This is a genomic window from Chryseobacterium culicis, from assembly GCF_900108365.1.
In the GTDB taxonomy this organism is placed as follows: domain Bacteria; phylum Bacteroidota; class Bacteroidia; order Flavobacteriales; family Weeksellaceae; genus Chryseobacterium; species Chryseobacterium culicis.
The window spans coordinates 713,641-737,883 of record NZ_FNWQ01000001.1; the positions used below are offsets into that span (position 1 = coordinate 713,641).

General features: G+C 37.0%; 21 protein-coding genes and 1 pseudogene. 13 read left to right on the top strand and 9 right to left on the bottom strand.

Going from position 1 to position 24,243, the window contains the following annotated elements; all coding sequences use genetic code 11:
- Positions 1-150: 150 nt before the first annotated feature.
- A pseudogene (lptB, locus tag BLW74_RS03225) lies at positions 151-876 on the top strand (LPS export ABC transporter ATP-binding protein); the annotation flags it as partial.
- A 441-nt stretch (positions 877-1,317) separates the two neighbouring features.
- Here lptB and BLW74_RS03230 read toward each other — a convergent pair.
- Positions 1,318-1,764, bottom strand: a complete 447-nt coding sequence (locus BLW74_RS03230) for an Rrf2 family transcriptional regulator (RefSeq protein WP_089690005.1) — start codon at positions 1,762-1,764, stop codon at positions 1,318-1,320.
- A gap of 6 nt (positions 1,765-1,770) precedes the next feature.
- The gene (hmpA, locus tag BLW74_RS03235) at positions 1,771-2,973 is read right to left on the bottom strand and encodes an NO-inducible flavohemoprotein (protein WP_089690006.1); all 1,203 of its coding nucleotides are present in this window, start codon (positions 2,971-2,973) and stop codon (positions 1,771-1,773) included.
- A gap of 388 nt (positions 2,974-3,361) precedes the next feature.
- Between hmpA and BLW74_RS03240 the strand changes: the two genes are divergently transcribed.
- Both BLW74_RS03240 and BLW74_RS03245 read left to right on the top strand, forming a co-directional pair.
- Entirely contained in the window at positions 3,362-5,089 is a 1,728-nt protein-coding gene (locus BLW74_RS03240; protein ID WP_089690649.1) for an ABC transporter ATP-binding protein, read from the top strand.
- Between the two features lie 55 nt (positions 5,090-5,144).
- Complete coding sequence (locus BLW74_RS03245) at positions 5,145-6,098, top strand: helix-turn-helix transcriptional regulator (RefSeq protein WP_089690007.1); 954 nt, start codon at positions 5,145-5,147, stop codon at positions 6,096-6,098.
- Between the two features lie 216 nt (positions 6,099-6,314).
- Here BLW74_RS03245 and BLW74_RS03250 read toward each other — a convergent pair whose 3' ends face one another.
- Entirely contained in the window at positions 6,315-6,806 is a 492-nt protein-coding gene (locus tag BLW74_RS03250) for a DinB family protein (protein ID WP_089690008.1), read from the bottom strand.
- A 171-nt stretch (positions 6,807-6,977) separates the two neighbouring features.
- On the opposite strand from BLW74_RS03250, the gene BLW74_RS03255 reads away from it, so the two are divergent.
- The 5 genes from BLW74_RS03255 (at position 6,978) to BLW74_RS03275 (ending at position 11,555) form a co-directional block, all read left to right on the top strand.
- Positions 6,978-7,562 carry a hypothetical protein gene (locus tag BLW74_RS03255; protein WP_139265686.1) on the top strand — a complete coding sequence of 195 codons (585 nt, stop codon included), beginning with the start codon at positions 6,978-6,980 and terminating at the stop codon, positions 7,560-7,562.
- A gap of 201 nt (positions 7,563-7,763) precedes the next feature.
- Positions 7,764-8,333 (top strand): cob(I)yrinic acid a,c-diamide adenosyltransferase, encoded by a 570-nt coding sequence (locus BLW74_RS03260; protein ID WP_089690010.1) that lies wholly within the window; start codon positions 7,764-7,766, stop codon positions 8,331-8,333.
- Positions 8,323-8,970, top strand: coding sequence for a thiamine diphosphokinase (locus tag BLW74_RS03265; protein ID WP_089690011.1), 648 nt, complete (start codon positions 8,323-8,325; stop codon positions 8,968-8,970). Before BLW74_RS03260 ends, BLW74_RS03265 begins: the two co-directional genes overlap by 11 nt.
- 192 nt (positions 8,971-9,162) lie before the next feature.
- Positions 9,163-10,038 carry a tyrosine-protein phosphatase gene (locus tag BLW74_RS03270; protein ID WP_089690012.1) on the top strand — a complete coding sequence of 292 codons (876 nt, stop codon included), beginning with the start codon at positions 9,163-9,165 and terminating at the stop codon, positions 10,036-10,038.
- A gap of 122 nt (positions 10,039-10,160) precedes the next feature.
- Positions 10,161-11,555 carry a type III PLP-dependent enzyme domain-containing protein gene (locus BLW74_RS03275; RefSeq protein WP_089690013.1) on the top strand — a complete coding sequence of 465 codons (1,395 nt, stop codon included), beginning with the start codon at positions 10,161-10,163 and terminating at the stop codon, positions 11,553-11,555.
- Positions 11,556-11,701: 146 nt separating this feature from the next.
- On the opposite strand, the gene BLW74_RS03280 is transcribed toward BLW74_RS03275, so the two are convergent.
- Positions 11,702-12,361 carry an HAD family hydrolase gene (locus BLW74_RS03280; protein ID WP_089690014.1) on the bottom strand — a complete coding sequence of 220 codons (660 nt, stop codon included), beginning with the start codon at positions 12,359-12,361 and terminating at the stop codon, positions 11,702-11,704.
- A gap of 186 nt (positions 12,362-12,547) precedes the next feature.
- Here BLW74_RS03280 and speB point away from each other — a divergent pair, with 186 nt between their 5' ends.
- From speB to BLW74_RS03295, 3 genes are all read left to right on the top strand, one after another.
- Positions 12,548-13,405 (top strand): agmatinase, encoded by an 858-nt coding sequence (gene speB / locus BLW74_RS03285; RefSeq protein WP_089690015.1) that lies wholly within the window; start codon positions 12,548-12,550, stop codon positions 13,403-13,405.
- 69 nt (positions 13,406-13,474) lie between these two features.
- Positions 13,475-14,317, top strand: a complete 843-nt coding sequence (locus tag BLW74_RS03290) for a bifunctional helix-turn-helix domain-containing protein/methylated-DNA--[protein]-cysteine S-methyltransferase (RefSeq protein WP_089690016.1) — start codon at positions 13,475-13,477, stop codon at positions 14,315-14,317.
- 199 nt (positions 14,318-14,516) lie between these two features.
- A complete protein-coding gene (locus BLW74_RS03295) occupies positions 14,517-15,125 on the top strand; it encodes an alpha-ketoglutarate-dependent dioxygenase AlkB family protein (protein ID WP_089690017.1) in 609 nt (202 codons plus the stop codon).
- 145 nt (positions 15,126-15,270) lie between these two features.
- On the opposite strand, the gene BLW74_RS03300 is transcribed toward BLW74_RS03295, so the two are convergent.
- The 4 genes from BLW74_RS03300 to BLW74_RS03315 all read right to left on the bottom strand — a co-directional run bounded on the left by BLW74_RS03300 (position 15,271) and on the right by BLW74_RS03315 (position 21,181).
- Positions 15,271-17,130, bottom strand: a complete 1,860-nt coding sequence (locus tag BLW74_RS03300) for a CocE/NonD family hydrolase (protein WP_089690018.1) — start codon at positions 17,128-17,130, stop codon at positions 15,271-15,273.
- A gap of 274 nt (positions 17,131-17,404) precedes the next feature.
- The gene (locus BLW74_RS03305) at positions 17,405-20,173 is read right to left on the bottom strand and encodes a TonB-dependent receptor (RefSeq protein WP_089690019.1); all 2,769 of its coding nucleotides are present in this window, start codon (positions 20,171-20,173) and stop codon (positions 17,405-17,407) included.
- Positions 20,174-20,266: 93 nt separating this feature from the next.
- Positions 20,267-20,686 carry an SH3 domain-containing protein gene (locus BLW74_RS03310; protein ID WP_089690020.1) on the bottom strand — a complete coding sequence of 140 codons (420 nt, stop codon included), beginning with the start codon at positions 20,684-20,686 and terminating at the stop codon, positions 20,267-20,269.
- 6 nt (positions 20,687-20,692) lie between these two features.
- A complete protein-coding gene (locus tag BLW74_RS03315) occupies positions 20,693-21,181 on the bottom strand; it encodes a BON domain-containing protein (RefSeq protein ID WP_089690021.1) in 489 nt (162 codons plus the stop codon).
- 230 nt (positions 21,182-21,411) lie between these two features.
- Here BLW74_RS03315 and BLW74_RS03320 point away from each other — a divergent pair, with 230 nt between their 5' ends.
- Both BLW74_RS03320 and BLW74_RS03325 read left to right on the top strand, forming a co-directional pair.
- Complete coding sequence (locus tag BLW74_RS03320; protein ID WP_089690022.1) at positions 21,412-22,662, top strand: dicarboxylate/amino acid:cation symporter; 1,251 nt, start codon at positions 21,412-21,414, stop codon at positions 22,660-22,662.
- A 6-nt stretch (positions 22,663-22,668) separates the two neighbouring features.
- Positions 22,669-23,394, top strand: a complete 726-nt coding sequence (locus tag BLW74_RS03325) for a phytanoyl-CoA dioxygenase family protein (RefSeq protein WP_089690023.1) — start codon at positions 22,669-22,671, stop codon at positions 23,392-23,394.
- Positions 23,395-23,476: 82 nt separating this feature from the next.
- On the opposite strand, the gene BLW74_RS03330 is transcribed toward BLW74_RS03325, so the two are convergent.
- Entirely contained in the window at positions 23,477-24,241 is a 765-nt protein-coding gene (locus BLW74_RS03330; RefSeq protein ID WP_089690024.1) for a hypothetical protein, read from the bottom strand.
- Between the last annotated feature and the right edge of the window lie 2 nt (positions 24,242-24,243).

The following is a 24,243-nucleotide window of genomic DNA, read 5'->3' on the forward strand; positions in this document are numbered from 1 at the left end:
TATTATTTTAAGTGTTTGATATGTTTTTACTATAAGTAGATCAAAATTGTGAAAAGTTACAATGATTTGGAAATGAATAAGTTTACATTTAACGCAAACAAGTTGACATTAACCTGTAAGGGAAGTTTATATTTTTGATATATTTGTCCTATGATTTTACGAGGAGAAAACTTAATCAAAGAATACGGTCCTAAAAAAGTTGTAAAAGGCGTTTCTGTACAGGTTCAACAGGGAGAAATTGTTGGTTTGCTGGGTCCGAACGGAGCAGGAAAAACCACATCGTTTTATATGATTGTAGGATTGGTTAAGCCTACTTCAGGAAAGATTTTTCTCGATAAACAGGAGATTACTACAGATGCCATGTACCGAAGAGCCCAAAAGGGGATAGGGTATCTGGCTCAGGAAGCTTCGGTTTTCAGAAAGCTGTCCGTAGAGGAAAATATTATGGGAGTACTGCAGCTTACCAAGCTTTCCAAGCGTGAGCAGCAGATAAAATGTGATGAACTCATTGAAGAGTTTTCTTTACAGCACGTTCGTAAAAACAGAGGAGATCTTCTTTCCGGAGGAGAGAGACGTAGAACCGAAATTGCTCGTTGTCTGGCTACAAGCCCGAACTTCATTCTTCTGGATGAGCCTTTCGCGGGGGTAGACCCGATTGCCGTGGAAGATATCCAGAAAATTGTAAGAAGCCTTGTCGATAAAAACATCGGAATTCTGATTACTGACCACAACGTACAGCAGACTCTGGCCATTACCAATAAAACCTACATTATGTTTGAAGGAAAGATCCTGAAAGAAGGACTTCCGGAAGATCTGGCAAACGATCCGCAGGTAAGAGAAGCATATCTCGGTGAAAACTTCGTTTATCAAAGTATTTTAGATAAACCTAAAAAGAAGAAATACGCTTATAATATCTGGGCAGGTAATTTTGATTCAAAAGCACAGCTGCAGGGATTCGTCAGTGAAAATTTCAGTCAGTTTGATGATCTCAGGCTGCTGCATGGTTTTGAAGAAGTCAGCTTTGCTACTTTAGCCAATTCTGAAATTGAGCATATCTTTAATGATGTGGTAGATAAGAACGCCAATAATTCATTTGTTTTGCAGAAAAAGGAAATTAATTCACAATATTCTCTGGAGCAGGCAGAAGCAGAGTCTAAAGAAGCCAGCAGAAAAGAGCTGCACTACCTTACTACTTATCTGTTTGAAGGATAGGAAGAGGTTCGCAGAAAAATTCTTTACTGCTTTTTTTCTAAGACTTTGTAAGAAAAAATTAGGATATTGGAAATTAAATATAAGGATTGCTGTAATGAGCAGGTCTTAGGTTTGGTTTGCTGTATTCTCTTGCCCGGCAAATATGATTTCCCAATTATTAAAAGCGAGGTCAGATAATTGATGCTGGTTCATACTGTCGATGAAAGCTTGATAAGCGATATCTAAGAAGGATTTCAGCTTACATTCATAAGACACAAATACACAAGATTTTGAAAAACAGTTGATGATTGGGCTGTCATCCTGTTCCAGTAAATGGATAAGATCTCCTAATCCTTTTTTCTGAGCTTTCTCAGAAATGGTAATTCCTCCGTTTTTTCCTCTTTTTGTTAACACCAGCTCTTTTTTAGACAGAAATTGAACCACTTTAATGAGATGATTACGCAGAATATTAAGTCTTTCAGACAATTCATCCAAAGAAGAAGAGGCCTTATCATTTTGATTTAAATAGATTAAGACGCGCAAACTATAATCAGTAAAGTGGTTCAGTTTCATGAATTGCTAATTTAAATGAAGCAGTTGGGGCCCGAATTCTTCATAAAGAATATCCTCTTTGGCAATGCCTAACTGTAGTAAAGAATTATATTGAGCTTTAATAAATGCTTCAGGACCACAAATATAATACTTTGCATTATCAATAAGAATTTCATCCCTTATTTCCTGTAAGTTTATTCTTCCTTTTTTAACAGGGTCAGAATGGTTATCAACGGTTTCATAAAAAATATGAGTGGTTAACCATTGATTGTCTGTATTCAAATGGTTTATATGATCTTTAAATGCGTGTACTTTTTCGTTTCTGCAGCTGTGAAGCCAGACTACTGTGCTGTTTTGTAGAGTATTCTTCCGGGTTTCCAGCATACTCAGTAATGGAGTGGCTCCTATACCACCGCTTATGAGTACCAATGGATTTTCAGATTCAGGATGGGCATAAAAAACTCCTGCAGGGGCGCTTACCCATAGTTCATCCCCTGTTTTCTTTTGATGCAGCTGGTTAGAAACAATGCCATCAGGTAAGTTTTGGCCATTCTTTTCTCTTTTAACCGAAATTCTGTAATATTCAGGATTGAATGCTGAAGATAGGCTGTATTGTCTGGGCTGCTCGTGTCCTAATTCAGGAATAAATGTTTTTATTGAAATGTACTGCCCCGGAAGATAATCTGCAATTAATTGATGGTCCCTCGGCTTTAGATAGAATGATTTTATTTCATCGCTTTCCTCTACAATATCTGCAATTACAAAAGCTCTCCAGCCTTTCCAGCCTCCTTCTTTTTTCAATGCAGATTCATACAGCTCATGTTCTATCGAGATCATAATCTGGGCTAGCTCGTTATATGCCTGAGTCCATGCTTCTATAAGCTCATCATGAGCTGCTTCTCCTAAAACTTCCTTTATTGAGGAAATCAGATGAAAACCTACAATATCATACTGCTCCGGACTGATATTTAAGCTTACATGTTTATTTCCAATAGACTGTAAAACATTGATAAGTACCTGCGGATTTTCAATATGTTCGGCGTAGGCCAGTACAGCTCCGGCTAAGGCATGTTGCTGTTTTCCACTGGCTTGGTGGCTCATATTGAACAGGTTTTTAAGTTCAGGATTATGCGTAAACATTCTGGTATAAAAATGCTTTGTTAAATCTGTGCCATTGGTTTTTAGAACTGGCACTGTTGCTTTTACAAGTGCTTTTTGGTTGGTATTCATCTCGTCTTTTTTTAATGATGGTACAAATGTATAAAAAAGAATTTTAATTGTTGTATCTAAAATGAAACAATTGAAAATGCAATATTTTTACTGAAAGATATCTAGCAGAATAAAGTAGGGATAGTATTTCTTCAGCTTGTAAATGGTTGATTTTCAAAGGAAAGCTATAATGAATTCATGGGGATCGTTTCTGAAAAACATCACTTCAATTTTTAGCCAAATAAAAGTTCCAGTTGCATTAAGTGGGGTATTTCTATGAATTGTTTTGAAAAAGGCTTACATTTACTTGGTTCTATAAACAATATTAATGGCAAAACCTTTTAACAGAACCGTTACTTTATTCGGAATTTATAAGCAGCTCGTACCATTCATCAGACCTTATCGTCCCATGATTTACGGAACCCTGTTTCTTACTTTTCTCGGAGCTCTGGCAGCACAGGTAAACCCGATTGTTTTGAAGTATACAGTGGACGAGGTGACCAAGCTTACCCATCTTCCGCACCCGATGTCAGAAGGAATTCATATTCTCATTATCATTTCTGTCATTTTATTGGGAAAAGAACTTCTGAATATTTTTATCAACTTCGGACAGAAATTTTATGGTGAAAAAATCAGAATTAATGTGAGTTCTGTACTCGCACAATCGGCAATTGATAAAATCCTGACATACAGAGTCGCTTACTTTAACGATGAAAACCATCAATCCGGAAAATTGCAGATCAGAATAGACCGGGGTATAGAAAGCCTGACCAAACTGGTTCAAAACTTTTTTATTGATATTCTGCCGCTTTTTTCCAATGCCATCATCGCACTGATCATCATGTACATGCAGAATGTGTATGTGGGGCTTGTTTCTACGATTATTGTTCCGATCTACTTTTACATCAGCTCTCTGCAGGCGAAAAAACTGAACGGAGTTCGCCGTCAGCTTAGAAATCAAAGGGAAAAAAAGACTTCCGGACTTCTCAATCTCATTAATTCTATTATGGTGATTAAAAGCTTTGTCCGCGAAAAATTCGAAGGGAAAAAGCAGTATGATCTCCAGATGGAATTAATGGAGAGCCAGATGATTACAAGAAAAACCAATTTCATCTATGATGGTTTGAAAACCTTTATCGAACAGTTCGGGGTGGTGTTGATCATCCTTTTAACCGTTTATCTTGTGCTGGACCAGCAGATGACTATTGGAGCTATTATGCTTCATATCATGCTTTTCAACAATGTCTCTGCACCTATTCGCCAGCTTCACAGGATTTATGATGACATGAACGATGCCATGATTTATGCGGAAGGTTATTTTGATATTCTGAATGCAGATGACGAGACAGAATCTAATGGGCGTTTTGTAGAAAAGGAAATCAGAGGAACTTTTGAATTAAAAAATGTTGATTTCACGTATCCAAACGGTACAAAAGCTTTACATGACGTTTCCATGAAAATTGAAAACGGAAAAACAACGGCTTTGGTAGGATTAAGCGGTGCAGGAAAATCCACAGTTATTAATCTTTTGTGTAAATTCTATCTTCCGGATTCAGGAGATATTCTTCTGGATGGAGTCAATCTTAATGAATTTGATAATACTTTTCTGAGAAGTGATCTTGGTCTTGTTCTTCAGAGAAACCATATCTTCCAGGGGAGCATAGAAGATAATATCCGGTACGGAGATATGAATGCCAGTTTCGGGGAAATTCAGGAAGCTGCTAAAAAAGCTTATCTGCACGACCAGATTATGGATCTCCCTGACCAGTATCAGCATGATGCCACACAGCTTTCCGGAGGACAGCAGCAGAGAATTGCCATTGCAAGATTATTTCTTAAAAATCCTCCCATCATCTTTTTGGATGAGCCGACAGCCAGCCTTGATGCCATCGCTACAGAGCAGATCAAAAATTCTCTGGATGCCATAAAAGAAGGCAGAACTGTGATCATCATTTCCCATTCACTCTCCCAGATTCTGGATTCTGATATCATTTATGTCATGAAAAAAGGAAGAGTGGTTGAGAACGGAACCCATGATGAGCTTTACAGTAAAGAAGGAACCTACCGTGAGATTTTTGATGCCTCAGCCCGCAGCCTTAATCTTGATAAACTGGTCAATACTTACAAGGAAAACTAAAAAGCTTCCTCGTTATAATTCATACCTCAAAAAAGAATTTTAGCTTTGCTTTATCATGAACGATCATTATCTAAAAAAACTCGATCGGGTAACTGCTATTCTTACCCAATTACAGTCTAAGCCAATTGTAAGGGCGCAGGATCTGGCTGAAAAATTTGATGTAAGTATCAGAACCATTTACCGTGATGTAAAAACCCTTGAAAATGCAGGAATTCCCATTGTAGGAGAAGCAGGTAACGGCTATTCTTTAATGGATGGCTACAAGCTTCCTCCTATTATGTTTACCAAGGAAGAAGTCTTAAGTTTTATCACTGCAGAGAAGCTGATGCAGAAATTTTCCCACCAAAGTTTAGGCAGTCATTATCAGGCGGCTATGGAAAAGGTTCGTTCAGTATTGCGGCATTCCGATAAAAACCTGATTCAGAATATCGAAAAACAGATTGATGTTTTCAGCTTTCAGACCGATTCCGGAGATTCCCTTAAAAATGTGATTCCTATTATTCTGGAAAGTATAGCAGAAAAAAATCAGCTTCTTATCAGATATAAAACTATAGACGGCAGGGTAGATAACAGAATCATTGAAACAGTCGGGATGTTTTTTGAATTTAACGTGTGGTACATCATGGCATACTGTACCTTGAGGAAAGATTTCAGACAATTTCGTATCGACAGGATTTTAGAAATTTCGAGAACTCAGAATCCCTATTTGCAGGAATACGGACAAGTGAATGATTATCGTAAAAAATCCAATGGGAATAAGGCTAAAGCCAAATTGCTGGTTGACAAAAAAATAATGAATCACCTGGTAAATTCTAAAAAATATTACGGATTAACCGAGGAAGTAGAGACAGAAAACGGAGTAGAACTTACTTTTGAAACAGAATGGATCAATGATGGATTCCCAAGATGGATTATTACTTTTGCAGATTATGCCACTGTTCTGGAGCCGGAAAGTCTCCGTATACGTCTGAAAGAACTGCTGGTAAAAATGATAGATAAACATCAATAATAAACCCCAACAAGACAGCTGTTGAGGTTTAAAGACTTGATTGAGGCAATAAATGAAATAGTTAATACGCTGAGGTAAAACTGCAAAAAGCTAAATTTGTTTGTAGCAAAAATGATATGAGTAGTTAAGATGGAGGAAAATCACCAGTAACAAATGACATTGCATGGATAATTTTCAGGATCTCCGCCTTTCGCGATTTTACCTTTCACTTTTTTATTAAAATCTTTCCCAGAAGAAAGGAGGCTCAATTCCTAAAGCTCTCAGGTAAACATAGCCTTGTCCACGGTGATGAACTTCGTTGTCTACAAAATAAAGAATGTTCTGATATACAGGAAATTCATATTGTCCGAATAAATTGAAAGTCTCCTGAAAACGTTCTTCAGAAATCTGATTAAAATAATGGTTAATCACTTCTGTTTCTTCATCCCATTTCTTTAACAGTTCTTCTTTGGTTTTCGGATTAAATGCTTCTTCACTGTACGCTTCCATATTTCCTTCCACAATTCCTTTTAAAGCTGGCCCGCCAATGCTGATCAGTTCCACTGCCAGTTTTGCAAAAGGTCTCATTCCGCCCACAGAAAATTCGAACAGCTCTTTTTCAGGAAAAGATTCAATGACTCTTCTTGTAAGATTTCGGTGTCCCTGCCAGTCGTTAAGCAGCTGTTCAGAAGTCATAAATTGTTTAGTGGCTGTTGCTGTAGTTGTCATAATGTTATTTTTTTGTTTGTTGCTGATACAAAGGTAGGAGAGGGTTATGACAACAGTTTGTCAGTAGGATTTTTGATGTTGAAAAAATATTTTTTCTTTATTAAAATATTGATCCCTACTTTTGCGTTAGAAGAAAAGTATATTAATAAAAGAAATCGCCAAACTAGAATTATGAAGAAGTATATTTTGCCTGTAATCACCGCTTTTTTATTAATATCATGCAATAAGATAGAGGAAAAAATTGACGAGACGGTTCAAAGAACAACAGAAACTGTACAGCAGAAAGCACAGCAGGCTGTAGAGGAAACGGTAAAGAAAACAGTGAATGAATCTATTAATTCTTTAACCCATTCGGAAGATGTTAAGTTTAATACCGTATTTCCAGCTAAAGGACCTTCTGTCGTTTCTGAAGAGAAGGGCAGGAAAATTAAGATTCCCGGAAGATCTGAAGGATATATTTTTAAATACAAAGCAGACATAGCCGTTTTGCTCCCATTTCTCGAAGGCCAGCCAACATCCGACGAAAGTAAATCTGAAAAAACAGCCCGTAAAATTGATGGTCAAAGCATCATTGATAAGATAAGTTTTTTATCAAAATTCCTTCCTGATAATACTTTTGATGCCAGTATTCTGGAAGATATCAAATCTGATAAGAATATTCAGTATTATAAGCTGAAAAGATTTCCCAACAGTAGTACCATTATCTACAACCCAAAAAACCAGACCATCATACAATACGTAGAGGTAAATAAATAATTTGGATATGGCCGGTTTCTCCCGGCCATTTTTTGTGCACAGTCGCTGGGCAGCAGGCAAAGTACGATCAGTCTGCGCAAAACCTCTATTGGTAGAATAAGATTAAAATCATTTCGCATATCAGTTATATTTTTGGTCAGAATCCAGCGCTCATACCAGATTTTACTTTTTACATTGTTCAAAAAAAAGTATTTTAGTACTATGAAAATTTACACAAAAACAGGAGATAAAGGTCAGACTGCACTATATGGTGGAACAAGGGTTTCCAAAGCCAGTGCAAGGGTAGACAGTTATGGAAATATAGACGAGCTGAATTCATTCATCGGGATTGCGAAAAGCCACATCCAGGACGAAGAAGTGTTGAGACAGCTGAAGAAAATACAGTTTGATTTATTTACAGTAGGTTCCGAAGCTGCAACTCCAGTGAATAAACTGATGCTTGCTAACGGAAAATCACGGCTTCCTATCATTATTTCAGAGACAGAAATTGAAGAACTGGAACAATGGATGGACACTTTTGATGAAAAGCTGGAGCCGCTTCAGTATTTTATCCTGCCGGGCGGAGGAAAATCTGCGACTTTTCTGCACGCAGCAAGAACCATCTGCAGGAGAGCAGAGCGCTCACTGGTATTTTTAAATGAATCGGAAGAAGTGCGTCCCGAATTGATTAAATATTTAAACAGGCTTTCAGATTATCTTTTTGTATTGGCCAGATATATTTCAAAACTGAACAACGAACCGGAAGAATACTGGAACCCGAATGAACGATAAAGCATTACTTTTCATCAACGGAGACGCTCCGAAATCATTACCCAATTCTGAAAATTATGGCTTAATCGCATGTACAGACGGTGCTTTCCATTATTTAAAAAAGATGGGATTTCCCCTGGATCAAATGGATTTTATTTCCGGTGATTTTGATTCTCATTCCGGATCAGATGAGGATATGTATGGGGAAAAATTTATTCTTACCCTTGATCAGGAAAAAACAGATTTTCATAAAGCATTGGAAATCATTCAGGAAAGAGGCTTTTCTAAGGTTGATGTATTGGGAGGAAGCGGAGGCGAACAAGATCATTTTCTTGGAAATCTTACCGTGGCGTATGCATTCAAAGATGTAATGAATATTAAATTTTATGATGAGTTTTCTGAATACTACTTTATTCCTAAATACGTTACACTGAGAGGAGTAAAAAATAGGATGATTTCGCTTTATCCATTTCCATCAGCGACCAATATAACCACAAAAGGTCTGAATTGGCCGCTAAGCAGCGAAAGTCTGAATATTACTTCTAGAATTGGAACCCGGAACTTCGCTGTTGAGAACGAAATTTCCGTGGAATACGAATCAGGAGATCTTTTATTATTTGTAGGAATAAAGGAGATAGAATATCCTGCAATTTATTAAATCTTATTAATAGAAATGAGTCTTACCCATTTTAAAAAAAGACTGTCATTAAACACAAACAACACCAATATTTTCACAAATAGCAAAAATTTTTACATCAATAGAAACGGGTAATTATCATGAGCATAGTCGAAGGAGCCCGTTTTAAACAAAAATAAAATAAACCGGCTTTAGCCAAAACTTATTAAAATATTGAATAAACTAATCAAAATATCAGTTTTTACCATGTCATTATGCTGTATTTTCTCATGCAAAACCCAGCATTTTGAAACACCCGAATACGGAAAAAACGAAGCTGAAAAAGTGATTCAAATAAAGAAAGTAACAAATTTCCGTACTGTCGGAAATATGAAAAATGTAGATGGAAGAACCTTAAAAGAAGGAAAGTTTTACCGAAGTGCTCATCTTCATAAGCTTAAAAAGAAGTCTTTTGAAGAATTTGAAAAACTGGGGATTAAAGAAATTATTGATCTTCGAAATTCAAAAGAAATCGCCGGAAAACCAGATCAGCTTCCTTCAGCAATGAATTATAAAAAATATTCAGCGTTTGAAGATGAAGGAGATCAGCTGGCTCAGGCCAAAAAACTGGTTCTTAAAGGCAAGGTGAACGCATCTGATGCTGATAAAAGAATGATCAGTTTCTACCGCGAATACGTTACGGAAAATCCGGAAATGATAAAAAAAATGATTACAGAAATTCTGGAATCTAAAGATCCAATCCTTTACCACTGCACTGCGGGAAAAGACAGAACGGGAATTACCACGGCATTACTTCTTACCATTCTGAAATTTGATAAAGAAACTATTTATAATGAGTATCTTTTATCTAACAATTACAGGAAGGAACTTGTTCAGAAAAGACTCCGCCTTGCCAATACCTTGCATTTTCTCTATCCGAAAATGGATCTGAAGGTACTGGAAAAGCTGAGCTGGGTAGAAAAAAGATATCTTGATGCCGCTTTTGAAGAAATTGATAAAAAGTACGGATCTGCAGATACCTACATTCAGCAGGCGTTAGGGATTTCAGATTCCAAAAGAAACGAGTACATCCGGAAGTTTACCTATTGATTATCAGAGATAAATTTTTGTGCGGTTTAATATTGCCTTTTAAATTAAAATTATAATAATTTTAACACCTAAAAATGAAACTTTTTTAGCAATTTTGCATTTCTTAATTCACTTGTTTAGAAATGAAAATAAAGTACTCGGAACTTATTGATCAGACATTGTATTTCCCTACGGAGGAATTTAATGTTTCTGAGAACAATTTGTTGTTTCACGATGTTCCATTGATGGACGTTGTAGAGCAATTTGGCACTCCGCTAAAGATTAGCTATTTGCCGAGAATTTCTCAAAATATTCAGAAAGCTAAAAGCTGGTTTAAAGAAGCTTTTGAGAAAACCGAATATAAAAAGAATTATACCTACTGCTACTGTACAAAATCCAGTCATTTCAATTTCGTATTGGAAGAAGCATTAAAGAACGATATTTCGATAGAAACATCATCTGCTTATGACATGGATATTGTAAAGTCTCTTTACGAAAAAGAAAAGGTAGATAAAAACATAGAAGTCATTTGTAATGGTTTCAAAACTGATGATTATCTGACAAAGATTTCAGATATGATCAACAGCGGTTTTGAGAATATTACTCCGATTCTTGATAACTACAGAGAATTGGATAAGCTTACGGAAAGCATTGATTCTACCTTTAACATCGGAATCAGAATTGCTTCAGAGGAAGAGCCGAAGTTCGAGTTCTATACCTCAAGACTGGGAATCGGATATAAAGATATTATCCCTTATTACAGCCAGAAGATCGCTGAACACCCGAATGCAAGATTGAAAATGCTTCACTTCTTCATCAATACCGGGATTAAAGATACATCTTACTACTGGAACGAATTATACAAATGTCTTCGTGTATATGCCCGTCTGAAGAAAATTGCCCCTGAAGTAGATTCACTGAACATCGGAGGTGGTTTCCCGATCAAAACTTCCCTGAATTTTGATTATGACTACCAGTATATGGTAGAAGAGATTGTTTCTCAGATCAAAAAATTCTGTGAAGAAGAAGGAGTAGAAGAACCTAATATATACACTGAGTTCGGAAGTTTTACCGTTGGAGAAAGTGGTGCAAACCTTTATAAGATCATTTCTCAGAAACGCCAGAATGACAGAGAAAAATGGAATATGATCGATTCTTCTTTCATGACCACTCTTCCTGATACGTGGGCTATTTCAAGACACTTTATCATGCTTCCGCTTAACCGTTGGGAAGATACGTACGAAAGGGTTTTCCTGGGAGGGCTGACTTGTGATTCAGACGATTATTATAACTCGGAACAGCATACCAATGCCATTTATTTACCTGTTTTCAGTGATACAAAACCTCTGTATATCGGATTTTTCCATACCGGAGCCTATCAGGAAACAATTGGGGGGTACGGCGGTGTGCACCATTGTCTGATGCCTCAGCCAAGACACGTCCTGATCCAAAAGGATGAAAACGGTGAACTGCAGTACGAAATTTTCCGCGAAAAACAGGAACCGGAAGATATTTTGAAAATTCTTGGTTATAAATAATTTTATAATCAATAGGAACGGGTAATTATCCTGAGCATAGTCGAAGGGAGCCCGTTTGATCAGAAATAAAAAATCAACTCAACTGGCTTTAGCCAAAACGTATACAAAACAAAAGCTCTCAGAAATTTTTCTGAGAGCTTTTTTATTTAAAAATATTTTGAAATTTTATCCAGTTCCAATTCCTCATAATCAGAAACTACAGTATCGGCTAACGTGTAATCCTGGTTTTTTGAATGTGGACTTCTGTACGCTGCACAGAAGATTTTTGCTCTGTGGGCTGCCAGAATTCCGTTGGTAGAATCCTCAATCACCATGCAGTTTTCAACAGGTTCGCCTGCCATTTCTGCTGCCAGTAAAAAAACTTCAGGATGAGGTTTTGATTCTTTTAAATCTGCACCGCTGATCTTTCCGCTGAAATATTGCTCCAGTCCAAATTTTTCAAAAACCATATTAATCGTTACCATCGTAGCAGAAGAAGCCAAAATAAGCTTTATCCCATTTTCATGATAATGTTCAATCAGCTGTCTTACGCCCGGAATTAAATCAAATTCATCATCATTGTAGAAATAGTCTTTGAAATGAGACCTTTTGATTCCTGCGATGGATTCATAAGTATGATTCAAATTAAATTCTTTAATCAATGTTTCAGAAACCCTTTGGGTAGAAGCTCCTGTAAAAGAGGTGTATAAATCTTCGGAAACCGCAATTTCCAGTTCATCAAACGTTTTGAAATAAGCTTTTCTATGTAATGGCTCCGTATCTACAATTACACCATCCATATCGAAAAGAACAGCTTTTAAAGGCATATAATGAGTTTTGTACAAAAGTAACTTTAAAAATTTAAACAGTAAAAAGATTTGAAAATTTAACATCAGAAGGAAGGTTAAAAATTCATAACAAACCGTTCCTTACTTATAACTCAAGTACTATTTTGTATCTTTGCGAAATCATTTAATCTTACAATCAGTTAATTTTTTAATTAATAATTATATATGAGAACATACGCAGGAATTCCCGAGGAAAACGCAACGTTAGAGAATTCGAAAGTAATGTTGGTAACGGTTCCTTATGACGGAACTTCAACATGGGGTAAAGGAGCTGATAAAGGCCCTGAATTATTCTTAAACGCTTCTGAAAACATGGAGCTTTATGATATTGAAACTCAAACAGAGCCTTACCTTCAGGGAGTTTATCTGGCAGGAGAAGTTTCTGAGAATTCTACTCCGGAAGCAATGACGGAAGCCGTTTATCAGAAAACAAAAGAGCTTCTGAACAATGAGGGCAAACTATTCACCCTTTTCGGTGGAGAACACTCTGTTTCTATAGGCTCTATCCGTGCGGTAGGAGAGAAATTTGAAAACCTTACCGTTCTTCAGTTAGACGCTCACACAGATTTGCGTCCTGAGTTCCATGGTTCTACTTCCAACCACGCGTGTGCCGTTTTTGAAGCCAATCAGAAGCATAACTTAGTACAGGTGGGAATTCGTTCTATGGATGCTGAGGAAGCAGAATATTTACCGGAAGGAAGAGTATTCTTTGCCCATGAAATCGCTAACAACGAAAACTGGATCAATGATGTTTTGGAGAAAGTATCAGGAAATGTTTACATCACTATTGACTTAGATGCTTTTGATCCTTCTATTGCACCTTCTACAGGAACTCCCGAACCAGGTGGATTACAATGGTACCCAACGCTGGAATTATTAAGAAAAGTATTTGAAAAATGCAATGTAGTAGCATTTGATATTGTAGAGCTAATGGATTCTCCGATGGCTAAGCCAACGGCTTTCCTTTCTGCTAAGTTGTATTATAAAATGCTGGCTTACTACGATATTTATAACAATAACTAATATTCCGCAAGAATCGGATTTTTTCTGCCGTATATTCTTTGGAAATTTGTGAGGTAAAATAACAGCACTATGTCCACACAAAATCAGATAGATTATAACAGAATTGCCAAGGCGATAGAGTATATCCAGCGCAATTTCAGGCTTCAGCCAAGTTTGGAAGAAGTGGCAGAAAATATTCACTTGAGTCCGGCCCATTTTCAGAAGATCTTTACAGACTGGGCAGGAACAAGTCCGAAGAAGTTTTTACAGTTCATCAGTCTTGAGCATGCTAAAAATTTATTGAAGGAAGAAAAAGCTAGTTTGTTCGATACAGCTTATGAGACAGGATTATCCAGTACCAGCAGGCTTCATGATCTGTTTGTAAAGATAAAGGGAATGTCTCCGGCAGAATACAAAAACGGAGGAAAAAGCCTTACGATTCATTATAGCTTTTCGGAAAGCCCATTCGGAAATATACTGGTAGCTTCCACCGAAAAAGGAATCTGCTACATGGCTTTTGAAGACCATAAAGAAAAAGCACTCGGGGAGCTTAAACAAAAGTTCCCCAATGCTTCTTTTACGGAGCAGCAGGATTCTCTCCAAAAGAATGCACTGTCTATATTCGATAAAGACTGGACAAAACTCAATACCATAAAATTACACTTAAAAGGAACCGATTTTCAGCTTAAAGTATGGGAAAGCCTGCTGACCATTCCGATGGGAAAACTGTCCACTTATGGCAGCCTGGCAGAAAAGATGGGAAACCCTAAAGCATCCAGAGCTGTAGGAACCGCTATTGGAAGTAACCCCGTAGCATTTCTTATTCCGTGTCACCGTGTGATTCAGTCTACCGGACATTTGGGCGGCTACCGATGGGGAAGTGAAAGAAAGCAGCTCATTGTGGGCTGGGAAGGATCACATATTTACTCATAAAATATTCTACCACAAAAGGATTCTACAATTATTAAGTTTTGGCTAAAGCCAATGGATTAGATTAATTTTTGTTAAATGGGCTCCCTTCTACTATGCTCAGGATAATTACCCGTTTCTATTGATGTAAAAATTCGTGTCATTAGTAAAAATATTGGTGTAATTTGTGTTTAAATATAAAAGCATTTAATTAAAAACTATGATGAGCCTCTTCGAAGAAATATCAGACTATCCTCTCAATATCCTTCCGCATGACGGAACCGTTCATTACTACGGAAAAGTTTTCTCAAAAGAAAAATCAGATTTTTATTATGATTATCTGCTTAAACAAATTCCATGGGAAAATGATGAAGCATTAATCTTTGGAAAGCTTATTTTAACCAAAAGAAAAGTAGCCTGGTTTGGAGAGAAAGCTTTTGAATACACCTACTCGAAAAGAACAAAATATGCTAAATTCTGGACTCCGGAATTATTGGAACTGAAGAAAAAATGTGAAGAAGTTTCCGGAGAAACTTATAACTCCTGCCTGCTCAATTTATACCATGACGGAAGCGAAGGAATGGCTTACCACAGTGATGGCGAAACGGATCTGAAGAAACACGGAGCGATTGCTTCTCTAAGTTTTGGGGCTGAAAGAAAGTTTTTATTCAAACATAAAACAACCAAAGAAAAAGCAGAAATATTCCTGGAAAACGGAAGCTTGTTAATCATGAAAGGAACTACTCAGGACCATTGGCTTCACAGACTTCCCCCCACTACAAAAGTGAAGACCCCGAGAGTAAACCTGACCTTCAGGACCATTGAGGAATAAATTATGAGACTGATTTAATATCAATAGAAGTGGGCTTTAGCCCACTTGAACAAAAGAACAAAATCATCTGGCTTTAGCCAAAACCTAAAATAAACTTCAAGCTCTCAAAAACAAAAAAGCTGTTCAGACGAACAGCTTTTTCAATTTATTTTAGAACGTCAGCTTCAATAGAGCTGTCATCATATACCTTAATAAATGCTTTGGTGTAATCCTCTTTGGTGGCAAAATTCGGATTATCCATAAACTTCTGTGGGTTGATTGCGAAAAGCGGAAACCATGTACTGCTGATCTGAATCTGGATCTTATGTCCTTTTTTAAAGGTATGAACTACATCCTGAAGTCTGAAATTAACGGCTGTTTTCTGGTTAGGAACCAATGCTTCTCCTTTTTCTTTTGTATTTCTGAATCTTGCAGGCATAATCTCACTTCGTACCATCTGATGATAATTACCATAAATAACTCCATCTTTCTTTTCTGCAGGCTTAAAATCTTCAGGATAAACATCAATTAACTTTACAGCAAAGTCGGCATCGGTAGATGTGGAAGCGATATTCAGTTTGGCCATGATCTCTCCGGCAAAAGTTATGTCGTCTGTCAATACATCGGTAGTGAAAGTTAAAACATCAGGTCTTCCCACTGCAAATCTCTGGTCTTCCGACATATAATTTTTCGGGGTGAAACCATTAAAATCTTTTAAATGATCTGAACTTAAAACAGGATTGTTAGGATCACTGTAATATTCAGAATACCCTTGTCCGGAAGTTTTCTTCAATGTTTTATCAGCTAAATAGAAATTCACTTTCTGTGCATTTTTAGGTGGATAAGAAGCGAATTCTTTCCATTCTTTAGCTCCTGTGTCATACATCAGTGCTTCTGGCAGTCCTGCATCCTGTTTCGTGTTTCCTTTGAGATAATGGCTGAAGAACTTTGTTTCTATATTTTTCTGATAATAGGTGGCAATACTGTCTCCAAAATACGTTTCACTGTGAAAATGTTTTCCCTGCTCCTGAGACCAGCCGCCGTGGGAGAAAGGTCCCATTACAATGGTATTTTTAGCTTTGGGACTTGTTTTTTCGATGGTTTTATAAATGTTAAGAGGTCCGGAAAGGTCTTCTGCATCAAACCATCCGCCTACAGTCATTACAGCATGATTGATATTCTTCAAATGAGGAAGAAGTCCTCTTTTCTGCCAGAATTCATCGTAATTGGGATGATTCATAATTTCTGTCATAAAGAAATTGTTCTTGTAATATTTTTCATAACCGTCTTTCAGGGTGCCCATATCTCTGTAGAACTTAAGACCGTCTTCAGAAGTCTGCTTTATGAAAGAATCCATGTACCATGCCTGCTTTTCAGGTTGTGTCTTCTGAACCCCAAAAACCGGGAAGGTTCTGAAATAGCCCAGCATAAATCTTCCGTTGTGAAGAAAATCATCATTCCAGAAATCAGAAATAGGAGCCTGGGGAGAAGATGCTACAAGGGCCGGATGCTGTGATAAGGTTCCTACTGCGGTGTAGAATCCCGGATAAGAAGTTCCGAACTGACCTGCTTTTCCATTATTGTCTTTGATATTTTTCAGCAGCCATTCAATGGTATCATAAGTATCTGTACTTTCATCCACATCTTTTTTGGTTTTATGCTCTACCTGCGGAGTCATATTGGTAAAAGTACCTTCGCTCATATATCTTCCGCGTACATCCTGATACACAAAAATGTACTTATCCTTCATAAGATAGGTATTGGGGCCTAACTTTGCTTTATATTCATTCTCTCCGTAAGGTGCAATGCTGTAGCAGGTTCTCTGCATCAGAAACGGATATTTGTTCCTGTTTGAAATATCTTTCGGGATATAGACCGCTGTGAAAAGCTTCACGCCGTCACGCATGGGAATATAAAATTCTTTCTTGGTGAAATTGTCTTTAACGAATGGGTCTTTCTGTTCCGTCTTCTGCGCTTTCCCAAGAATGAAAAAAAGAATACATAATACTGAAATATGGATTTTCATAAAAAAAATTTAGCGCTAATTTAAAAATAAAAACAGGTTTATTTGTAAATCTTTGTTTAAAAGGTGGCTGCTATTCATATTTGTTTGGTAAATATGATCCTATTTCGTGGGAAACCAGCCGTCAAAAATTCTTTGAATTTTCGCCACCCCAACGGAGGGGAATTTTACCTCTTCAGCTGTAATGGTGTTCAGGGGTAAAATTCCGTCTGTTCATAAAAATAGCCGGAACAATCCGGCCATTATCAAAAATTATATATAAAATTGTGGTGTTGCTTTACTGTGCTTTTTTGCCGGCAAACTTATTCAGTTTCATGCTGATGGAGAACATGATGTATCTTTTCAGAATTAAATCTTCACGGTCTTCGAAATAAGAATCTGTAATGGTTCTTCTCACACTCTGGTTTTGGTTTAATACATCATAGACTTTCACTTTTGCCGTAAACTGTTTTTTATAGAAGGAGTATCCAAGGCTGGTATTCCAGAAATAAAAATCCTTTTTAAACCCAGGGGCAATATTGGAATTGGTATTATATTCAAAATCGTTACCAAATACGAAATTGCCTTTCAGCAGATAATTGGTGAGTTCAAGTTTTAACGACTGATTAGTTGTATTTACGTTGGTCACACTGTAATTGGTATAGTTGGAGAAGCTGTATCCAATCCTGTAGGAAGGCCGGATGGTTATCTTATCTTTGATTTCGTACACAAGATTTAGACCCGGATTAAGATTATAAGAATTGCTGGTGAAAGACTGCCCGTCAATGAAACCATTATTGTAAGCATAATTCATGTTGAATCTTGGGTTAATGGTCAGTGTATTATTTTTCCATTTCAGCGTTTTACTGAATCCCCCGCCGGCATTGATGCTTTTATTTCCGCTTACGTTATCATACGTAACGATCTGTTTCCCGGTATTATCGTAGGTGGAAAAATTAATAATATCATTATTCCTGTAGGTAAAACCGATATTGATATAGTAACTGATAAATTTTACTTTGTTATAATTGTTGAAATACAGGGAAAGACTGTTGCTCCATGTATTTTTCAGGTCAGGATTTCCCTGAAAGGTTGCCAGAGGATTAGACTCATCTTTATACGGAGTAAGCTGTTCTGCAGTTGGTATGGTGAAATTAGAATAATTATAGATACTTAAAATTTTACCTTCACCCAGCTGATAATAGAGGTTAACATTATATTCCGGCAGCGTAAAATTTTTCTGCAGATTATACTGCTGGCCGTTATACAGAGAATTGACCTTCATGTCGGAAACATTAAGTTTCGCGGACGCCCAGAAATTCAGTTTGTTTTTATTAATCTGATACGTTAATTCGGGAGAGATCTGATTGATTCTCTGCTTCATATTATTAGATAAAAGCTGGTTGAATTTGGAGTAATTACCTGTTGCATTATCGAAATCATTTACATTTCTCAGGTCTGTGGAGGATCTGGTTTCATATTTCACTTCAAAACTCACGCTTGATGAATCGGAAATAGGTTCCGTATATCCGGCATTGAAATTAAATGAATTGTTCTGATTTTTATTTTTAGCCAGCTGATCCCTGTTGTCAAAAGTGGTACCGCTTTGCTGATAGAAGGTATTCTGGGACTGGTTCAGATTATCTCTTCTGGATTCTGATATAGAGCTGTTCATATTGGCTGAAACTGAACGGCCTTTTTTCCTGAATTTTCTTGAAAAATAAAGGTAGGGATTAAATGAATTGCTTTCAGAATCATTACTTGAATAAGCATTACTTTCGTTAAGAAGGCTCCCGTTTCTTAAAGTAGATGACTTCAAATTGTTAAAGCTAAAGCTTTTGTTTTTAGTGAATCTTGGGGAAAGATAGATACTCGTCATAGAATCCAGCTTTATTTTGACTGAAGCGTCGAAATTGTACTGTTTAGATTCATTTTCACCATTGCTTTCAGAATGGGTCTGAAGCGTGTAATCCGGTAAAAGGGTAGATCTTGAAACTTTGGATCTTGTTTCCGTATTAGAATCGGAGTGCATCACGCTGAAAGAATCCAGATCGGCATCTTTTCCCAGCTTATCACTGTAATTAAGGCCTATGGTTGTAGATCTCTGAATTCCTTTCGTGCCGCCTCCCTGATTAAAGTACGTTACATTTCCCACTGTTGAGACGGTTCCGCCCTGCATCATCCAGGCATTTCTGCCATTTCCCATACTGTCAAAAACCTCATCTCTGGAGAACCCCTGCGAATTAATATTATTGGACGAGGCCAGAAGGCTTATTTTCGTGTTTCCCTTAAAATAACTGGCCAGCCCGCTTGCTTCATAACGTTTGTCGGATCCATAACCTACGGTAAGTCTTGTCAGTAATCCTTTATTTTTCTTTTCGTCAATAGTAAAATTGATGGTTGTGTTTTGAGATTTCGGGGCCTTTCCGCTTAATTCTTCCTCCTTTGTTTTAGTGGTGGTAAACTGAATGTTTTTGATGATATCGGCAGGTAAGTTCTGAAGGGCAATTTTGCCGTCTTTATCAAAAAACGGTTTTCCGTTGATCATAATCTGATCTACTTCCTTCCCGTTGACTGTAATTTTTCCGTCATTATTTATTTCTACACCGGGAATCTGCTTCAGAAGTTCCTCTATTTTACTGTCAGGTCTTACTTTAATGGCTGCCGCATTGAACTCAATGGTGTCTTTTTTAATTTTAACGGGAGACACTGTGATCTTCACTTCATCAATAGCATTCACCAAACCCTGTTTTTCAAGCTGAATATCCCCCAGAGATAAGGACTGGTCTATTTTTTCAAACTTTTTGGTATAGGAAGATACCTTCTCAGCATCAATCTTAAGAATGGAAGGTTCTTTAAGCTCATCAATTTTCAGGGAAAATTTTCCCTCTTTATTGGTTGCTGTGTAATTAACGATAGATGAATCTTTTACTTTCAAAAGATAGACGGTCGCATTTTCTATCGACTTCTTTTCAGAATCTGATATTTTTCCGTCAATGTGTAATTTTTGGGCGTGCAGTATAATGACTGTGAACATCAAAGTCAATAGCAACAGAGTTTTCTTCATTAGTTTTTTTTGAGCGGTAAAAATATAAAAACATCCCAAAATTGGGATGTTTCTAGGCGTTTTTTGTGAATTTTTATTACTTTTTAATAAAAATTATGCTCTTAAATATCTTGAATAAGCATATCCTTCCTGGCCATCTGCAGTTTTTACTTTCCACCAGTCGTCAGAAGTCTGTTCAATTAAAGTGACAGAAGAACCTTTAGACGCTTTACCAACAACAGCAGCTTCAGTAGAAGGCTCCTGTCTGATATTCAGGTTAGAATCTTCAGTAGCAACGGTTAAAGAAGCTCCTGAAGCAAGACCTGCAACCTGCACATCAATATTGATATCTGAAGCAGAATAAGTAGAATCAATAGCCCCTAAAGCATTCCATACGGCATCTTTAGCAGCAGTATTGGAAGCACTTCCGGAAACATAAAGAATACCGTCCTGCTCCTGAACCTGAAGATTGGAGATCCCCGCAGACTGAGCTGCTGAAACTACGCTTGAATATTTATCTTGTAATTCGCTCATCTTAAATTATTTTACGATTAGGTTGTTGTTATACTTTCCGATTTTCAAAGCATCTACAGATTCTTTGATTTTTCTAGCCTGCAGGGCAGAAACATTTCCTGTAAGAGTAAGCTGTCCGTTTACAACCTCCACTTTTACAGAAGGGAAATCTTTCACCGCATCCTGTACTTTCTTTTGAACAGCAGGATCTACAGCTGAGGCTGTTTCAACAGGAGCAGCAGCAGGAGCAGCAGCTATTGTAGACATATCCATTACGTCTTTTACTCCGCTGATTGCTTTTAGTTTGGCGATCATCGCGTCTTTAGATTGCTGATCTGCAAAAGTTCCGCTTAAGTGAGCTACACCTTCTTTTACTTCCACAGAAGCATTGGGATTAGAAGTTACCACCGTTGTAGCCTGAGTCTGAAGATCGGCATCAGAAACTTTCTTTTTACAAGAAATAGCACCGAAAGATACAGCTACAGCTAATGCAGCCATTGCAATAGTTTTTTTCATATTGTATATTTATTTTAATGTTGTTATACACTCAAATGTAATAATAAAATTTGTACCAAAAGAATAAAAATTCAATAAATGTTTTTAATTTTTTTTACAATATTTTCTAAATCAACGTTTTAGTTTTCAGTTATTGAAAACTTAGCAGACATAATGTGAAATTTATCAACATTTTTAAAATATACTGCCAATTCTAAAACTATTATATTTGCGCAAATTGAAACTTATATATGAAAGGACAGAATAAACTTTTTATAGCAATTATCATTGCCCTGGTTGTGGGTGTAGGGATTGGAGGTGTTGTGCATGTGAGTTATCCGGAAAGCGCAGAACCTTTTTCCAAAAACATAAAACTGTTAGGAACGGTTTTCATCAGATTGGTACAAATGATTATTGCGCCTTTGGTTTTCACAACTTTGGTAGTGGGAATTGCCAAGATGAGTGATATTAAAATGATTGGAAGGGTAGGAACAAAAGCAATGCTTTGGTTTATTTCTGCTTCTCTGGTTTCTCTTTTTATCGGGTTAATCCTTGTTAACTGGCTGGAGCCGGGGCATGTTACCAAATTGCCGATCCAGGATGTTTCGTCTGCTGATGAGCTTCTTAAAAACAGCAAAAGTTTTTCTATGGAGGACTTCGTAAAGCACATGATTCCTAAAAGTTTATTTGAAGCCTTTGCGACTAATGAGGTTCTGCAGATTGTAGTTTTTGCAGTGATGTTCGGAATTGCTCTGGCTAATCTGGGAGAGGAATATGCAAAACCTGTGGTAAAGCTTTTTGATATTATTGCCCATGCTATCCTAAAAATGGTAGGATATATTATGTGGTTTGCTCCGCTTGGAGTGTTGGGAGCTATCGCAGCAGTAGTAGCAACCAATGGTTTTGAAATCTTTAAGGTATACGCTATTTATTTGAGAGATTTCTTCTTTGCAATCGGAGTTCTTTGGCTGGTACTTCTCTTGGTAGGATACTTTATCTTAGGAAACCGTCTTTTTGATCTGTTAAAAAGAATAAAAGAGCCATTACTAATTGCCTTCTCTACCACCAGTTCAGAGGCTGTATTCCCGAAATTAGTGGAAGAGCTTGAAAAATTCGGATGTAACAGCAGGGTAGTGTCTTTTATCTTACCGTTAGGATACTCATTCAACCTGGATGGAAGTATGATGTATATGACTTTTGCTTCAATTTTCATCGCTCAGATCTACGGTATCGAAATGACCATCGGACAGCAGATCACCATGCTTCTGGTACTAATGCTTACTTCAAAAGGAATTGCAGGGGTTCCGAGAGCTTCTCTTGTAATTATTGTAGCAACCTGTTCCATGTTCGGGATTCCGCCGGAAGGGATCGCCCTGATTTTACCTATAGACCATTTCTGTGATATGGGAAGAAGTATGACCAACGTACTTGGAAATACTCTGGCCACTACTGCCGTTTCTAAGTGGGAAGGACAGCTGACTGAACCATTAGACAAAATTTAAATACTGATGAGTTTAAATAATTTAGAAAATCATAAAAGCCATATTGAAAAATATGGCTTTGCTGTTATCAATAATGTGTTTTCGCATAAAGAGCTTGAAGAGATCAACCATGTTCTGAGCCATATTGATACCTCAAAAGAGAATTTCAGAAAATCTGATGATCTTTTTGCTATCAGACAGTTTTTAAAAGAAGTTCCGGAAATCAGAAACCTTGTTTTTAATGAAAACATCAGGAAAATAATTAAGGAGCTCTTCGGTGAAAACTATTTTGCCGTTAAAAGCATTTATTTTGATAAACCAGAAACTTCCAATTGGTACGTAGCTTATCATCAGGATCTGACCATTTCTGTAGATAAAAAACTTGAACTTGCGAATTTCGGACCCTGGACCACCAAACAAAATCAGTTTGCTGTACAGCCTCCGCTGAATATTTTAGAAAATATCTACACCATCAGAATCCATCTGGATGATACGGATGAAGATAACGGAGCACTGAAAGTCATTCCTCAGTCTCATGCAAAAGGTATTTACAGACCGGAAACCATTGACTGGACTGTAGAAACAGAAGTGATCTGTAATGTGGAAAAAGGTGGCATCATGATCATGAAACCACTCACGCTGCATGGTTCCAACCGGACGACCAACGGAAAGAAAAGAAGAGTAATCCATATTGAATTTTCTGATATCGAGCTACCTGAAGTCCTGCAGTGGTCAGAAAGAATGAATGGATAAAAATCGCGCCCTTCGAGTTTTCGAAGGGCGCGATTTTTATAGTCGGAAGCTGGATGCAGGAAGAGGGAATTATATTAGTTTTTTAGTCACAAGATATGACTTCACCGTATGGGTCATTTTTGTTGTAAGAGAGGAAAAGCAAAGCTTCTTTTGGATTAGGATCCCAGAAAGATGTCGTTGCGGAGACGATCATATTTGTTTTCAGTATATTTTCGATTATACTGTCCTTACTTCCAAAAGTTGTAACCGGAGTAATTTCCTGAACTTTTGACATTTCATTTATTTTTACTTTATAGATAGCAAAAGGCTGCTTAGGTTTAAATCCACTGATTTTTGATAAATCAGATTTATTTCCAGTTTGAGTTTCATCATAGCAACGTGCGAACTGTATAAAACTAAATTTATGATTATCTAAGTAAGTAAAGACTTTCTCCTGATTTTTCAGCCACAATTTTTCAGCTTTTGTTGGTTTATTTTCCAGTTTTGATTTTGGAGTGCATGATGAAATGGAAGAGGTGTTATCGTATCTATTTAAAAAGATCAGATACCTTTCATTGGGCAGTACATTAACTTCGCAAGCTCCGGAATAAGAATTTCCAATTAGCCCTCTCACATTTATTGTTTTGAATATTGTTCCCTTATACATTTTTTCAATTTCAATATCTGCTTTATAGGTTCTTTGTTCGATATTTTCGTCATATACTTTCAGTATTTTGATAATGCCTGCAAAGTCAGCACTCTGATAATTCTGTGGTAATGTTTCATATACACATTTACAGGCTGAAACTTGTATAATACTGAAAAGTAAAAATAGTAGTAATGATAATTTTTTCATAAGTGTTTTCATTG

What these genes read in the sequence shown, in the direction of transcription:
- BLW74_RS03260 (WP_089690010.1), top strand. Translation starts at nt 7,764, where the DNA reads ATGAAAATTTACACAAAAACAGGAGATAAAGGTCAGACTGCACTATAT.
- BLW74_RS03240 (WP_089690649.1), top strand. Translation starts at nt 3,362, where the DNA reads ATGATTTACGGAACCCTGTTTCTTACTTTTCTCGGAGCTCTGGCAGCA.
- BLW74_RS03305 (WP_089690019.1), bottom strand. Translation starts at nt 20,173, where the DNA reads ATGAAGAAAACTCTGTTGCTATTGACTTTGATGTTCACAGTCATTATA.
- BLW74_RS03265 (WP_089690011.1), top strand. Translation starts at nt 8,323, where the DNA reads ATGAACGATAAAGCATTACTTTTCATCAACGGAGACGCTCCGAAATCA.
- BLW74_RS03290 (WP_089690016.1), top strand. Translation starts at nt 13,475, where the DNA reads ATGTCCACACAAAATCAGATAGATTATAACAGAATTGCCAAGGCGATA.
- BLW74_RS03300 (WP_089690018.1), bottom strand. Translation starts at nt 17,130, where the DNA reads ATGAAAATCCATATTTCAGTATTATGTATTCTTTTTTTCATTCTTGGG.
- BLW74_RS03325 (WP_089690023.1), top strand. Translation starts at nt 22,669, where the DNA reads ATGAGTTTAAATAATTTAGAAAATCATAAAAGCCATATTGAAAAATAT.
- BLW74_RS03245 (WP_089690007.1), top strand. Translation starts at nt 5,145, where the DNA reads ATGAACGATCATTATCTAAAAAAACTCGATCGGGTAACTGCTATTCTT.
- BLW74_RS03230 (WP_089690005.1), bottom strand. Translation starts at nt 1,764, where the DNA reads ATGAAACTGAACCACTTTACTGATTATAGTTTGCGCGTCTTAATCTAT.
- BLW74_RS03295 (WP_089690017.1), top strand. Translation starts at nt 14,517, where the DNA reads ATGAGCCTCTTCGAAGAAATATCAGACTATCCTCTCAATATCCTTCCG.
- hmpA (WP_089690006.1), bottom strand. Translation starts at nt 2,973, where the DNA reads ATGAATACCAACCAAAAAGCACTTGTAAAAGCAACAGTGCCAGTTCTA.
- BLW74_RS03250 (WP_089690008.1), bottom strand. Translation starts at nt 6,806, where the DNA reads ATGACAACTACAGCAACAGCCACTAAACAATTTATGACTTCTGAACAG.
- BLW74_RS03310 (WP_089690020.1), bottom strand. Translation starts at nt 20,686, where the DNA reads ATGAGCGAATTACAAGATAAATATTCAAGCGTAGTTTCAGCAGCTCAG.
- BLW74_RS03320 (WP_089690022.1), top strand. Translation starts at nt 21,412, where the DNA reads ATGAAAGGACAGAATAAACTTTTTATAGCAATTATCATTGCCCTGGTT.
- BLW74_RS03280 (WP_089690014.1), bottom strand. Translation starts at nt 12,361, where the DNA reads ATGCCTTTAAAAGCTGTTCTTTTCGATATGGATGGTGTAATTGTAGAT.
- BLW74_RS03255 (WP_139265686.1), top strand. Translation starts at nt 6,978, where the DNA reads ATGAAGAAGTATATTTTGCCTGTAATCACCGCTTTTTTATTAATATCA.
- speB (WP_089690015.1), top strand. Translation starts at nt 12,548, where the DNA reads ATGAGAACATACGCAGGAATTCCCGAGGAAAACGCAACGTTAGAGAAT.
- BLW74_RS03275 (WP_089690013.1), top strand. Translation starts at nt 10,161, where the DNA reads ATGAAAATAAAGTACTCGGAACTTATTGATCAGACATTGTATTTCCCT.
- BLW74_RS03315 (WP_089690021.1), bottom strand. Translation starts at nt 21,181, where the DNA reads ATGAAAAAAACTATTGCAATGGCTGCATTAGCTGTAGCTGTATCTTTC.
- BLW74_RS03330 (WP_089690024.1), bottom strand. Translation starts at nt 24,241, where the DNA reads ATGAAAACACTTATGAAAAAATTATCATTACTACTATTTTTACTTTTC.